This window comes from Actinomadura logoneensis (assembly GCF_003428695.1).
GTDB classification, from domain to species: Bacteria; Actinomycetota; Actinomycetes; order Streptosporangiales; family Streptosporangiaceae; genus Spirillospora; species Spirillospora logoneensis.
The window spans coordinates 1-13537 of record NZ_QURH01000250.1; the positions used below are offsets into that span (position 1 = coordinate 1).

At 75.2% G+C, this 13537-nt stretch carries 14 protein-coding genes; 5 read left to right on the top strand and 9 right to left on the bottom strand.

Annotated elements, in window-relative coordinates:
* Positions 1-277 (bottom strand): RNA polymerase sigma factor (locus DZF91_RS14555; protein ID WP_268915943.1); only part of this gene is annotated, 277 nt, incomplete at its 3' end.
* A gap of 176 nt (positions 278-453) precedes the next feature.
* Between DZF91_RS14555 and DZF91_RS14560 the strand changes: the two genes are divergently transcribed.
* Positions 454-1380 (top strand): TAXI family TRAP transporter solute-binding subunit, encoded by a 927-nt coding sequence (locus DZF91_RS14560; protein WP_117358005.1) that lies wholly within the window; start codon positions 454-456, stop codon positions 1378-1380.
* On the opposite strand, the gene DZF91_RS14565 is transcribed toward DZF91_RS14560, so the two are convergent.
* From DZF91_RS14565 to DZF91_RS14585, 5 genes are all read right to left on the bottom strand, one after another.
* Positions 1359-2888: a sensor histidine kinase gene (locus DZF91_RS14565; RefSeq protein ID WP_117358006.1), complete on the bottom strand. Its 1530-nt coding sequence runs from the start codon at positions 2886-2888 to the stop codon at positions 1359-1361. The genes DZF91_RS14560 and DZF91_RS14565 overlap by 22 nt on opposite strands.
* Complete coding sequence (locus DZF91_RS14570) at positions 2885-3541, bottom strand: response regulator transcription factor (protein WP_117358007.1); 657 nt, start codon at positions 3539-3541, stop codon at positions 2885-2887. Before DZF91_RS14570 ends, DZF91_RS14565 begins: the two co-directional genes overlap by 4 nt.
* A gap of 84 nt (positions 3542-3625) precedes the next feature.
* Positions 3626-4981 (bottom strand): MFS transporter, encoded by a 1356-nt coding sequence (locus DZF91_RS14575; RefSeq protein WP_117358008.1) that lies wholly within the window; start codon positions 4979-4981, stop codon positions 3626-3628.
* Positions 4982-5189: 208 nt separating this feature from the next.
* Complete coding sequence (locus DZF91_RS14580; RefSeq protein ID WP_235834291.1) at positions 5190-6413, bottom strand: acyl-CoA dehydrogenase family protein; 1224 nt, start codon at positions 6411-6413, stop codon at positions 5190-5192.
* A gap of 41 nt (positions 6414-6454) precedes the next feature.
* Positions 6455-6832: a cupin domain-containing protein gene (locus DZF91_RS14585; protein WP_456236647.1), complete on the bottom strand. Its 378-nt coding sequence runs from the start codon at positions 6830-6832 to the stop codon at positions 6455-6457.
* 197 nt (positions 6833-7029) lie between these two features.
* Between DZF91_RS14585 and DZF91_RS14590 the strand changes: the two genes are divergently transcribed.
* Entirely contained in the window at positions 7030-7314 is a 285-nt protein-coding gene (locus tag DZF91_RS14590) for a hypothetical protein (RefSeq protein ID WP_117358009.1), read from the top strand.
* 177 nt (positions 7315-7491) lie between these two features.
* Here DZF91_RS14590 and DZF91_RS14595 read toward each other — a convergent pair whose 3' ends face one another.
* Complete coding sequence (locus tag DZF91_RS14595; protein WP_117358010.1) at positions 7492-8067, bottom strand: TetR/AcrR family transcriptional regulator; 576 nt, start codon at positions 8065-8067, stop codon at positions 7492-7494.
* Between the two features lie 170 nt (positions 8068-8237).
* Between DZF91_RS14595 and DZF91_RS14600 the strand changes: the two genes are divergently transcribed.
* Entirely contained in the window at positions 8238-9593 is a 1356-nt protein-coding gene (locus DZF91_RS14600) for an MFS transporter (RefSeq protein WP_235834292.1), read from the top strand.
* Positions 9594-9624: 31 nt separating this feature from the next.
* Here DZF91_RS14600 and DZF91_RS14605 read toward each other — a convergent pair whose 3' ends face one another.
* Together DZF91_RS14605 and DZF91_RS14610 are read right to left on the bottom strand one after the other, a co-directional pair.
* Entirely contained in the window at positions 9625-10431 is an 807-nt protein-coding gene (locus DZF91_RS14605) for a TetR/AcrR family transcriptional regulator (protein ID WP_235834293.1), read from the bottom strand.
* Positions 10432-10521: 90 nt separating this feature from the next.
* On the bottom strand, positions 10522-11763 hold the full coding sequence (locus tag DZF91_RS14610; protein WP_117358013.1) for a cytochrome P450 family protein: 1242 nt from the start codon (positions 11761-11763) through the stop codon (positions 10522-10524).
* Positions 11764-11931: 168 nt separating this feature from the next.
* Here DZF91_RS14610 and DZF91_RS14615 point away from each other — a divergent pair, with 168 nt between their 5' ends.
* The gene (locus DZF91_RS14615; protein ID WP_117358014.1) at positions 11932-12573 is read left to right on the top strand and encodes a GNAT family N-acetyltransferase; all 642 of its coding nucleotides are present in this window, start codon (positions 11932-11934) and stop codon (positions 12571-12573) included.
* 156 nt (positions 12574-12729) lie between these two features.
* Positions 12730-13537, top strand: an 808-nt coding sequence (locus DZF91_RS14620) for a hypothetical protein (protein ID WP_235834294.1), incomplete at its 3' end; no start/stop codon positions are given.

Sequence of the window (13537 nt, forward strand, 5' to 3'; positions counted from 1 at the left end):
CGGCCAGCTCCGACCGCAGCCGCGCGCCGAGCGCGGTCCGGCGGCGCTCGCCCCGGCGCTGCCCGGCCAGCACCCGGCGGGCCACGCCGTACAGCCACAGCCGGGCCTCGTCCCCCGGCGGGACGTCGTCCAGCCGCCGCCACGCGACGAGGAAGGTCTCGGCGACCACGTCCGCGGCGTCCTGGGGGTCCTCGGTCCGCCGCAACGCGTAGCCGAGCACTCTGGCCCGGTTCTCCGCGTACAGGTCCTCGAAGCGGTTCGATGTGGGATGTCGCAAAACCAGCTCCTTTCCGGCATCCCCCTCATGGCCGGCTCCCTTCCGGCATTACACCCCGCCTGAGAGGGAACCCGGCCGCCGAGCGCGCGCGTCCGCGCGCGGACGCCCGGGTGCGAACCTCCTTACCTGGGGAGACGGCGTTCGGAGACGGGCGGCGGCCGGAGTACGGTGCCGCCATGAAACGCCGCCTCTTCCTGGCCGCCGCCGCCGTGCTCGCGGCGGGCGGCGACGACGCCCTGGCCGCGGCCGGAGGCGAACCCGTCCTGCTGCGGCTGGCGACCGGGGAGAAGGGCGGTCCCTACCAGGCGCTGGGGGACCGGTTCGCGGCCGAGTTGCGGCGCGGCGGGTTCCGGACGAGCGTGCTGCCGACCAACGCCAGCGTCCAGAACCTCGCGATGCTCGCCGACGGTCGCGCCGACCTCGCGTTCGCGCTCGCCGACAGCGCCGACCGCGCCGTCCGGGGCGAGCACCTGCCGGCCGCCGCGCTCGCCCGCATGTACATGAACCACGTCCACCTGGTCGTGCGCGCCGACTCCCCGGTGCGGCGCGTCACCGACCTCGCCGGACGGCCCGTCTCGCTCGGCGCGGACGGATCGGGCACCGCCGTCACGGCCGAACGCGTGCTCGCCGTGGCGAGCCTGTCCCGTCCGGCGCGGCCCGTCCGGTACGGGCTGGACCGGTCGATCCAGGCGCTGGTGTCGGGCGGGATCGCGGCCGCGTTCTGGTCGGGCGGCGTGCCGACGCCCGCGCTCGCCGGACTGGCCCGGCGCGTCCCGGTCCGGCTCGTCCCGCTGGACGAGCCGCTCGTCGCCCGGCTGCGCCGCGCCTACGGACCCGTCTACGAGCCCGCGACCGTCCCGGCCAGGGCGTACGGCGAGAGCGGCCCGGTCCAGACGGCGGGCACGGCCAGCTACCTGATGTGCCGGACGACCCTGCCGGAGCGGGTCGCCTTCCACGTCACCGAGCGCCTGTTCAGCAGCCGCGACCGCCTGCAGGCGCCCGAGGCGCCGGGCGGACGGCTCGACCGCCGGTTCGCGATCGGCACCGGAGCGGTGCCGCTGCACCCGGGCGCGGTCCGCTACTACCGGTCCGTCTTCGGCTGACCGGCCCCGAGGCGCACCTCCACCGCCAGTCCGCGCGGACGGTTCGCGAGCAGCACGAGCCGCCCGCCGGACGCCTCGGCGAGCGCGGCGGCGATCGGCAGCCCCAGGCCGCTGCCGGGCAGGTCCGCGTGCGCGGGCGCCCGCCAGTGCCGTTCCAGGGCACGCGCGCGCTCCGGCCCGGTGAGGCCGAGCCCGTCGTCGGCGACCCGCAGCACCGGCCCGGCGGCGTCCAGCGTCACGGTGACCGTTCCGCCCTCGGGGACGAACTTGTGCGCGTTGTCCAGCAGGATGTCGGCGATGCGCGGCAGCGCGTCCGGGACGGCCCGGGCCGTCAGCCGCTCCGGCAGCCGCACCGCGAACCCGATCCCCAGCGCGTCGAACACCTCCCGCCAGGACTCCAGCCTCGGCCGGAGCTCGGCCGCGACGTCCAGGTCGCGCGCGACCGCCGCGCCCGCCCCGCCCTGCGCGCCCGCCTCGGTGCGCGCCAGCTCCAGCAGGTCGGTGACGGTCCCGGCGAGCCGGTTCAGCTCGGCGCCGGTCTCCTCGAACTCCCGCTCGCCCGCCGGGTCCAGGTACGGGCGCAGGTTCTCCAGCCGGAACATCAGCGCGGCGAGCGGGTTGCGCAGCTCGTGCGAGGCGTTCGCGGCGAACTCCCGCTGCCGCCGGACCGCCTGGTCGACCGCCTCGGCCATCGCGTTGAACCGCTGCTCCAGCCGCCGCAGCTCCGGCGGCCCGACGGTCGCGGCGGTGCGGGTGCCGAGGTCGCCCTCGGTGATCCGCCGGGTCGCCTCGTCCAGCTCGGTCACCGGCCGCAGGATCCAGCGCGCCAGCCCGCGCGCCACCAGCACCGAGCACGCCAGCACGGCCAGCGCGGCCAGCAGCAGCGCGCTCCACACGCGCGCGATGTCCGCGCGGGCGTGCGAGGTCGGCGCGAGCAGCAGTACCGCGCCCGAGATCTGCGCGTCCCGGCCGGACGGCTCGGCGATCAGCACGTGCCGGGGCCCGAAGGGGGTGAGCGCGGGCAGCGCGTCGGTCGTCCGCCCCGACAACGCCAGCCCCGTCGCCTCCGCCTGCCCCCCGCCGCCCGCGCGGCCTGCGGAATCGGCGGGGTCTGCTTGGTCCGCGCCGGTCCTGTCGGAGGCGGCGGGCGGGGCTGTCGTATCCGGGCCGGTCGCGGGGCCTGCCTGCGCGACGACTCTTCCGTCCCGGTCACGGATCCATACGGACGCACCGTACAGCGAGGCGTAGCGGGCGATCTCCGGCTGAAGCGAACCGCGGTCGCCGGTGCGCGCGGCCAGGTCGGCGAGCTCGGCGAACCGGGTCGCGTCGGCCCGCCGGTCCAGCAGCAGGCGGCCGGTCCGGTGCGTGGCGTACGCGCCGCCCAGCGGCCGGTCCAGCAGCAGGCGGCCGGTCCGGTGCGTGGCGTACGCGCCGCCCAGCGGCACCGCCAGCCCCGCGACGACCAGCACGACCAGCGTGGTCAGGACGGCGACCAGGCGGGTCCTCACGACGGGTCGTCCCCGAGCCGGTAACCGGTGCCGACCAGCGTGACGATCAGGCCGTTCCGGCCGGTCTTGCTCCGGATGTTGCGGACGTGCACGTTGAGGGCTCGCGACGCCGACAGCGACGTGTCGCCCCACAGCGCCAGCAGGATCTCGTCCCGCGCGCACACCTCGCCCGGACGGGCCGCCAGCACCGCCAGCACGTCGAACTCCCGGCGCGTCAGCGGGACGTCCCGGCCCGCGACGGTCACGCGCCGCGCCGCCAGGTCGACCACCACGTCCCCGGCGACCGCGCGCCGCACCCGCGCGGGCCGCGCGCTGCGCCGCACCACCGCCCGCATCCGCGCCAGCAGCTCGTCCGGGCGGACGGGCTTGACCAGGTAGTCGTCCGCGCCCCGGTGCAGCCCCTTCAGCACGTCGCCCGCGCGGGCCGTCACCACGATCAGCGGCACGTCCGAACCCCGCCGCACCCGCTCCAGCGCCTTCAGCCCGTCGGCGTCGGGCAGGCCCAGATCGAGCAGGACGAAGTCGGCGTCCGCCGCCAGCCGGACGCCGTCGGCGGCGGTCCGGGCGTGCGTCACCTCGTAGCCGCCGCGCCGCAGGTGGGTGGCCAGGGCGGCGGCCAGGCGGAGGTCGTCCTCGACCAGCAGAACCCGCATGGCGGTCAGGTTAGGCGCCCGCGCGCCACGCCCGCACCGGGGCCGCCGCGCCCGCACGGCGGTCGCTTCGCCCGCACGGGACGGTTACGCCCGCACCGGAGCGGCCTCGGCCGTCCGCTCCCGGCTGGACAGCGCCGTGTCCCGCGTCTCGCGCATCCGGACGTAGACGACCAGCGACAGCGCCGCACATGCCGCGACGTACCAGTAGAAGCCGGACTCGGCGCCACCCTTCTTGAACCAGAGCGCCACGTACTCGGCGGTCCCGCCGAACAGCGCGTTGGCGATGGCGTAGGGCAGCGCCACCCCGAGCGCCCGCACGTGCGTGGGGAACAGCTCGGCCTTCACCACCGCGTTGATGGAGGTGTAGCCCGTGACGATGACCAGGCCGGTCAGCATCAGCCCGAACGCGGGCCAGAACCCGGACGCGTGGCCGAGCGCGGTCATCAGCGGCACCGTCCCGACCGTCCCGGCGACACCGAACGCGATGAGCAGGGGCCGCCGCCCGATCCGGTCCGACAGGGCGCCCGCGAGCGGCTGGAGCAGCGCGAAGACCAGGAGCGCGCAGAAGCTCACCAGCGACGCCGTGCTCTTCGGCAGCCCGGCCGTGTTGGACAGGTACTTGGTCAGGTACGTCGTGTACGTGTAGTACGCGAGCGTGCCGCCCGCCGTCAGCGCGATCACCAGCAGCGCCTCGCGGCGGTGCCGCAGCAGTTCGCGGACGGTCCCGCGCTCCTTCGCCCGGGCGGCGCCGCGGCCGTCGGACGCGTCCGACGCGTCCGCCGCGTCCGACGCCTCGACGAACACCTCGGTCTCCAGCAGCCTGCGCCGCAGGTAGAAGATGACGGCGGCGCCGACCGCCCCGACGACGAACGGGATGCGCCATCCGTACGACTTCAGCGCCTCCTCGCTCATGGTCCGCTGCATGACGATCTGCAGCCCGAGGCCGAGCAGCTGCCCCGCCGTCATCGACACGTACTGGAAGCTGGAGGCGAACCCGCGCCGTCCGGGCGGGGTGGCCTCGGTGAGGTAGGTGGAGCTCGCCGCGTACTCGCCGCCGACCGACAGCCCCTGCATCAGCCGCGCGACCAGCAGCACCACCGCGCCGAAGTACCCCACCGCCCCGTACGTCGGGGCGATGGCGATGAGCAGCGCGCTGCCGGACATGAGCGTGACGGTCAGGGTGAGCGCCGCCTTGCGGCCGCGCCGGTCGGCGTACCGGCCGAGCAGCCAGCCGCCGACCGGGCGCATGAAGAACCCGACGGCGAAGATGCCCGCCGTGTTCAAAAGCTGCGCCGTGTCGTTGCCCTTGGGGAAGAACGCGGACGCGAAGTACGTGGCGAAGCTGGCGTAGACGAACCAGTCGTACCACTCGACGAGATTGCCGATCGAGCCGCCGAACACGGCCCGCCACGGCGTACGGGCTGGGGTGGGGGTGGACACCGTTGACCTCCTGTTTCGCGGCGCCGGGGGCGCGCCGGTTGCAGGGAGCCTCTCCGGCCCCGTCGGCCCGGTCCAGGTGTGGGCGGCCAGTCCTAATCCGCCGTTAACACGCGGTCCGGACGACCCGCCGCCCGGAACCCGCGGCCGGGAAACGGAGGACCCACCGCCGGGAACCCGACGACCCGCCGCGGGGAAGCGGACGCCGTGGTCAGTAGGAGCGGGGCAGCCCCAGTTCGTGCTGGGCGATGTGCGCCAGGATGAGCTCCTCGGCGACCGGGATGTTCTTGGCGATGCGCGCGTCCCGGAACAGCCGCGCCACCGGGTACTCCAGCGAGTACGCCATCCCGCCGTGGGTCTGGAAGGCCCGGTCGGCCGCCTGCCACGCCGCGTCCGCCGCCGTGAGCTTGGCGATGTTGGCCTCCGACCCGCACGGACGGCCCGCGTCCCACAGCCAGGCCGCCTTGTAGGTCATCAGCCGGGCCAGCTCCACCTGCGCCCTGATCCGGGCCAGCGGGAACGCGACCGCCTGGTTGGCCCCGATGGGACGGCCGAACGGCGCCCGTTCGTGCGCGTAGTCGCAGGCCACCCGCAGCACCAGCGAGCCGAAGCCGACCCCGCTCGCCGCCGCGAGGATCCGTTCGGGGTTCAGGATGTCCCACAGCACGGCGAACCCCTCGTCCGGGACGCCGAGCACCCGCTCCACCGGCACCCGCACGTCGTCGAGGAACACCAGGCTGGACGCGACGGTGTTGGTGCCGAACTTGGGGATCGGCCGGTAGGTGAGCCTGCCGTCCGCGACCGCCCGCTTCACGTCCACCAGCAGGACCGTGAAACCGTGCGTGCGGGGCTCCGCCTCTGCGGCCGGGACCGTCCGCGTGACCAGCACGAGGAAGTCGGCGCGTTCCAGCCCCGAGATCCAGGTCTTCTGCCCCGACACCACGTAGTGGTCGCCGTCGAGGCGCGCCTGCGTCGTGATGCCGATCGCGTTGCTGCCCGCGTCCGGCTCGGTGATCGCGAAGCACGTCTCCAGCTCGCCGGACACGATGCCGGGCAGGAAGGCGCGGCGCTGCTCGGCGGTGCCGTGCCGGGCGATGGTCAGCCCGCCGAACGCGGGGGTGAGCAGGTACAGGAACGCCGCCGCGCCGCCCGCACCGCCGTCGGCCAGGGTCTCCAGCGCCACCGCCAGCTCCAGCAGCCCCTGACCCGCCCCGCCGTACTCCTCCGGGACGGCCAGGCTGTGCCAGCCGCCCGCGACCAGGTCCCGCCAGACCTCCTCGGGCCACCGCTTGTCCGCGTCGCACCGGTCCCAGTACGCCTGGTCGTACTTCCGGGCGATCGCGCCGACGCCCTCCCGCACGGCCAGGGCGGTCTCGGGCAGGTCGAAGTCCACTCGCGCCTCCTCCTCGACGTCCTCGGCGCCACCGTAGCCCACGGGGTAAGTGGACACTGACGCGGCCTCCGGCCGCGGCGGAGTCAGGCCTGCAGCGTCTTGACCACCGTGAGCAGGACGGCCGAGTCCTCCGTGGCGTCGAGGGAGTGCACCGCGTCCGGGATCACCAGCAGGTCGCCGGCGATGCCGTCCCAGGAGTCCCCGCCGGCGACCAGGCGGACCCGTCCGTGCAGGACGTGCAGGGTCGCCTCGCCGGGGTTCTCGTGGTCGTCGAGCCGGGACCCGGCGCGCAGGGCGATGAGCGTCTGCCGCAGCCGGCGCTCGTGGCCGCCGTGGACGGTCTCGGCGGACCGTCCGCTGGACGCCTCCCGGGCCCGGCCGAGGTGTTGGCGGACCAGCGCGGTGAGCGAGAGCTTGTTCATCATTCCCCTGCACGACGACGTGGTGGCGGGCTGTCTCATCCTCCATGTTCCCCGGGCCTCCCCGCCCGCACCCGGGCGGGTGTCACCCTCCGGCCATCCCCAGGGAAAAACTGCTGATGAATGGTTATATTTACGGTTTTGATCCCATGGTCGTCTCCAGGGTTTCCCGCGCACCGGCCTACGCTGGATTCACCGGGAATCCGGACGGGGAATCCGGACCGGGGGAGGCATCGGCCATGGAATCGCACATCCTCGCGATCGGCGCCCACCTGGGCGGAGGGCTCGGCATCTGGCTCGGGCCGGTCATCGGCGCGCTCGCGGTGGCGAGCATGCTGTTCATCACCGGCCGGGGCCTGCTCGGCACCCTCGCGGCGGGCCGCCGCCGCTCCGTCCACCGCCTGGACGACTCCCACCTCGACTCCCTGGAGCACGGCGGGTTCTACGAGTACGAGCCGGGAATGTACTCGCATTCCGACGTCGGCGACCGGCCGCCGCTGAAGACGTCCGGCACCAAGAGTTGACCTTTTCCCGCCTAATCAGGAGGGGCGCGGAGTATGCGGGCGCGTTTCCCGTGCCCGCACTTTCCCCGCTGACGGTACTGATCCCCTAACCCCGGAAGACCGGCGGCGGAACGGCCGCTCAGCCGCCGGTGGCACGCCGCGCCGCAACGAGCGGCGACGAGCGGCGACGAGCGGCGGTCAGCCTGCCAGCACCGACTGGATCGATCTCGTGACGAGTCCGGCGGCGTCGTCGGCGTCCAGCCGTCCGGTGCGGACCTGCCCGGCGGCGCCGTGCAGGATGAAGTGCGCGACGTCCACCAGCCAGGCGGCCGACATGTCGGTGCGGAAGACGCCCTGCTCCTGGCCCCGGCGGACGAGGTCGGCCATGCGCGCGGCCGGGGCGTCGTGGAGCCGGCGGATGCGCTCGGCCGGGAGCACGGCCTCGGCCGCCACCAGCAGGGCCGAGGACTCGGCGACCAGCGCCCAGCTCGACGTCAGCAGCCGCTCCATCGCCGCCCGCGCGTCACCCGCCAGGTCGACGGCCGACAGCACCGCCGCCCCCGCCTCCAGCGCCTCGGTGAGCGCCGCCTCGACCAGTTCGGGACGGGTGCGGAAGTGCCCGTACAGCGTCATCCGCCCGACCCCGGCGGCCCTGGCGATGTCGTCGACGGTGGCGTTCGGGTCGGAGCTCAGCTCGGCGCGCGCGGCGGCCACGATCCGGGCGATGTTGCGCTCGGCGTCGGCGCGGCGCCTGCCGCTGGTGGGAGCAGCCATGCGGAGCAGCTTAGCTCGTATGCCTGAGTACGGGTTATAGTCACGGGCAAGAACTCGTATGCCAACGTACGAGTTATTGACCCGAAGGACATCCGATGACCCGAGAACCGGCCGCCCCTGCCGACAAGGCGGACACGGCAGATATTGCGGACGCGGCGGACACTGCCGCCGTGGCGCCGGCCGTGGAACCGCACCCGGCGCGCTGGCGCATCCTGGGCTTCCTCGGCGTGGCCCAGCTGATGCTGATCCTGGACGTCACCGTCGTGGCGATCGCGCTGCCCCACATCGAGACCGACCTCGGCCTCAGCCGCTCCGCCCTGACCTGGACGGTCAGCGCCTACACCCTCACCTTCGGCGGCCTGATGCTGCTCGGCGGCCGGATCACCGACCTGCTCGGCGCGAAACGCGTCGTGCTCGCCGGCCTCGTCCTGTTCACCGCCGCGTCGCTGGTCACCGGCCTGGCCGGATCGGCCGGCGTGCTCGTGGCCGGCCGCGTCGCGCAGGGCCTCGGCGCGGCGCTGCTGTCGCCGTCGGCGCTGTCGCTGGTGGTGGGGCTGTTCGACGGGGACGAGCGCAACCGCGCGCTGGGCGTGTGGTCCGCGCTCGGCGGCGGGGGAGCGGCCCTCGGCGTCCTGCTCGGCGGGGTGCTCACCGCCGGACCCGGATGGCCGTGGGTCTTCTTCGTCAACGTGCCCATCGGCCTCGCGATCGTCGTGGCGCTGGCCGTGCTGCTGCCGAACGCGCCCGCGTCCCCGGCCCGGCCCGGGCTCGACCTGCTCGGCGCGGTGCTGGTGACGGCGTCGTCGGCGGCGCTGATCTACGCGCTGATCGCGGCCGGCGGGCACGGCTGGCTGTCGGCGGTGACCTGCGGGTTCGCGGGCGCGGCCGTGGTCGGGTACGCGCTGTTCGCGGGCTGGCAGCGGCGGGCGCGGTCGCCGCTGATGGACGTCCGGCTGCTGGCGCGCCGCCCGGTCGCCACCGGCGTCTTCCTGATCTGGATGGCGACGGCGCTGATGATCGCGGTGTTCTTCCTCGGCACGTTCTACTTCCAGCACGCGCGCGGGTACGGCGCCATGCGGACCGGGCTGCTGTTCCTGCCCGTGGCGGTGGCGACCATGGCCGGGGCGAACCTCACCGGGCGCGTCGTCGGGCGGTGGGGCGCGCGCGTCCCGGCGGTCGCGGGCCTGCTGGTCTCGGCGGCGGGGATGGCGCTGCCGGCGCTGACGACGCGTCCGGTCGCGGTCGTGGTCGGCGTGGCCGTCGCGGCGGCGGGCACCGGCGCGCTGTTCGTGGTGGCCTCGGCGACCGCGCTCGGCCGGGTCGCGCCGCACGAGGCGGGGATCGCGTCGGGGATCGTCAGCACGTTCCACGAGTTCGGCGCGTCCTTCGGCGCGGCCGTCGTCTCCAGCGTCGCCGCCGCCAGCCTGGTCGGCACGACGCTGGACGGCTTCACCCGGGGCTTCGTCGTCGCCGCCGTCGCCTCGGCGGTCGGGGCGCTGGTGGCCGCGCTGGTCGCACCCCGCTGACCGGCCGGCCCGTCCGCCTCGTCCCGCCCGCTCAGCCGGACGAGGCGGACGCGCCCCCAGCGCCCTCCGCGCCCTCCGCACCGGACGCGCTTGACGCCGGGGACGAGGCGGACGGAGCCTCGAAACCGCGCAGCAGGGCGTCCAGCGCGAAGCCGAACCGCGCCGCCGAACCGGCCGGACGCGACGACCGCAGCGCCTCGGCGAACAGCGGGACCTCCCGCGGGTCGAGGGCGGGCGGCGCCTGCGCCCGGCCGTCCGCCGCGCCGCCGGAGCGCTCGTCCGCGGCGAGCATGGCGACGTGCCCGACGACGAACCCCGTCACCGCGTAAAGCATGTCGAGCGCGCGCTCCAGCCCGAAGCCCGCGGCGTGCAGCGTCCCGAGCGCGCTCTCCATCAGCCGGGCGGTCTGCGGGGTGACCGCCGGACGCGTCGCCACGAGCGGGACCACCCGCGGGTGGGCCAGCAGGGCGTCCAGCAGCGCGCCGGCGTACCCGCGGAGCCAGCCGCGCCAGTCGCCGCCCGGGTCCGGAGGCGGTGCGACCCGCGCGAACAGCTGCTCGACCAGCCCGTCCAGCAGCGCGTCCTTGCCGCGGACGTGCTGGTAGAGCGACATCGCCTCGACGCCGAGCTCCTGCCCGATGCGCCGCATGGACAGGGCCTTCAGGCCCTCCCGGTCGGCGAGCGCGAGGGCCGCCTCCAGGATGGCCGCGCGGGTCAGCCCCGCGCTCTGCCCGCGCGTGCGCTTGCCGGACGCCGGCTTCCCGTGCGTGGACTTGCCGTGCGTGGACTCGGCGGTCGCGGGCTCGGCGGACGTCGGCTTCCCGGGCGTTCGTTTCACGGACGTCCGTCTCGCGGGCGCCGGGTCGGACGGCATCGCCGGTGGCCCTCCTCGCGTCCGCGGATCATACGCTGTAAGTATAGCGGGCGCTCAGGCGGCGGGGCCGACCAGCACGGGCAGGGCGCGGTGGCCGTTGGAGATGAACGAGGCGAGCGGCCGCAGCTCCGCCGGATCCACGGCCAGCGTGAGGCCGGGGAAGCGGGCGAACAGCGCGGGCAGCGCGATCGCCGCCTCCAGCCGGGCCAGCGGCGCACCGAGGCAGTGGTGGACGCCGTACCCGAACGCCAGGTGCTCCTTGTCGGCGCGGGTGACGTCGAAGACGGCGGCGTCGGCGCCGTGCAGCCCCGGGTCGCGTCCGGCCGCCGCGAGGCAGCAGACGATCGCGTCGCCCGCGCGCAGCACCGTCCCGCCGTCCAGCTCGATGTCCTCGACCGCGAACCGCAGCGGCAGGTTGGCGACCGGGGACTCGGCGCGCAGGGTCTCCTCGACCACGTCGTCCCAGGTCGCGCGGCCCGTCCGCACCAGGTCGAGCTGGCCGGGCCGGGTCAGCAGGGCGTGGATCGCGTTGTCGAGGAGGTTGACGGTCGTCTCGTGGCCCGCGCTCAGGAACAGCGCGAGCGTGTCGACCATCTCCTCCTCCGACAGCCGCGAGCCGCCCTCGCGGGCCGCGATCAGGCCGGACGACAGGTCGTCGCCGGGGCGCTCCCGCTTCTCCGCGACGAGCCCGCGCAGGATCTCCCGCAGGCGGGGGAGCGCGGCGGCGGCCTCCTCCGGCGTCGCCGTGGTCCGGAAGAAGACGTCCACGCAGCGGCGGACCTCCTCCCGGTCGGCCTCGTCCGCCACCCCGAACAGTTCGCAGATCACCTGGATCGGGAGCGGGTAGGCGAACCGCTCCCGCAGGTCCACCGGCCCGGCCGCGCCGGCCTCCGCGACCTCGTCCAGCAGCGCGGCGACGACCGCTTCTATCCGGGGGCGCAGCGCCGCCGTCCGCCGCACGGTGAACGCGCTGGACACGAGCCGCCGCAGCCGCCGGTGGTCGTCGCCGTAGGCGGTGAACATGTTCCGCACCGCCACCCAGGCGAACAGCGGCCACCGGGGGCCGACCTGGCCGCCCGCCAGCGGCGGCCAGTGCTGATAGGCGTCCTTGGAGACGCGGGAGTCGGTCAGCAGCCGCCGCAGCAGGGCAGGGTCGCTCACCGCCCACGCCGGGACGCCGTCCGGCAGCAGCACCCGCGTCGCGGCGCCCCGCGCCCGGATCCGGGCCGCGTCGCCGTGCACGTCGGTCCCGGTCGGATCGAGGACGAACGGACCCTCGGCTGCGGAACCGCGCATGGGACGCTCCAGAGCTCGGCCGGACGGAGACGGCGGACCGCCGCGGGGCGCACCGCGGTCCGTCACTCACTCTGCGCCCGGGACCGCCACCGCGCAAGCGACGTTCCCTGCCCGCCCGACCAGGGGACGCGAGGGAACGAACGGGTGAAAAAGATCGTTTCACTGGTCATGGCACAGCATGACAACCCTCCGGCCGTACGTCCCCTGTCGGACGCCGACGTCCCGGCCGCCGTGGACACGCTCGCCCGGGCGTTCGCCGACTACCCCTTCACCCGGCACGTGGTCGCCGCGGACGGGCACCTGGACCGCGTCCGGCGCTTCCAGGAGCTGTGCCTCACCCGGATCGGGATGGTGTACGGGCGGGCGTGGGTCGCGGACGACGGCCTGGCCGTCGCCGTGTGGACCACGCCCGACCAGGACCCCTCACCCGCCTTCGCCGAGCTCGGCCCGCTGATCGGCGACCTGGCCGGCGACCGCGCCGCCGCCTTCGAGGCCGCCGAGGAGGCCCTCGAGCCGCACCGGCCGCGGGAACCGGCGTGGTTCCTCAACACCGTCGCGGTCGCGCCCGAAGCGCAGGGGAGAGGACTCGGCGGCGCCGTGCTGGCCCCCGGCATCGAGGCCGCCGCCCGCGCCGGGTGCCCCGCGTTCCTGGAGACCTCCAGCGAGCGGAACGTCGCGTTCTACGAACGCCTCGGCTTCACCGTCACCGCCGTCGTCCGGCTTCCGGACGACGGCCCCCGGACGTGGTCCATGCGCAAGGACCCCGGGCCGGCCCCGACACCGTCGCCCACGCCGCCGTCGGCGGCTTGAAGCGCCCCGGTCAGCCACCCGGTGAGCTCGTCCCGACCGCCGCGCCCGCCGGCCGCCGCCTGACGCCGATCTTGGCCGAGGTTTTGTGTTCCCGCAGGCACGAGCACCCGTGACGGCCGCATAGCGTCGAGGTGATCTCTGACCGGGAGGACGGACGTGCCGACTGACCACACGGAGCACCCGCTCGGACCGCGGGTCCGCGAACTGCGCGAGCTCGACGAGTTCGACGAGGTGGTGCGGCTGGTCCGCGAGATCTGGGGCGTCGCCGAGGGCGGCGACCCCGTCTCGGCGGAGGTCATGCGGGCGCTGTCGCACGCGGGCAACTACGTCGCCGGAGTCCGGCAGGACGGCCGGCTCGTCGGCGCGTCCGTGGCGTTCTTCGCCGCGCCCGTCGGCACGGCCCTGCACTCCCACCTGACCGGCGTCCACGGCGCGGGACGCGGCATCGGCCTGGCCCTCAAACTGCACCAGCGCGACTGGGCCCGCGAGCGCGGACTGTCCCGCATCACCTGGACCTACGACCCGCTGATCCGCCGCAACGCCTACTTCAACCTGGTCAAACTCGGCGCGCGGCCGGTGGAGTACCTGCCGTCCTTCTACGGTGCGATCGCCGACGCGATCAACGGCGGCGACGAGAGCGACCGCGCGCTCGCCTCCTGGGACGTCACCCGCCCCCTGCCCGGCACGCGCTCGCGGACCGAGCCGTCCGGGCGTGCCGATCCGTCCGCGTGGGCCGATCCGTCCGCATGGGCCGAGCCGTCCGGGAGGAGCGAGCCGTCCGGGCGGGCCGCCGCCTACGCGCTGCGCGACCGCGACGGCCGCCCGGAGCCGGTGCGCACCGACGCCGGGACGGTCCTGGTCGAGCTGCCCGCCGACATCGAGACGCTGCGCCGCACCGACCCCGGCGCCGCGCGCGCCTGGCGGCTCGCCCTCCGCGAGGTGCTGGGCGGGATGCTGGCGGACG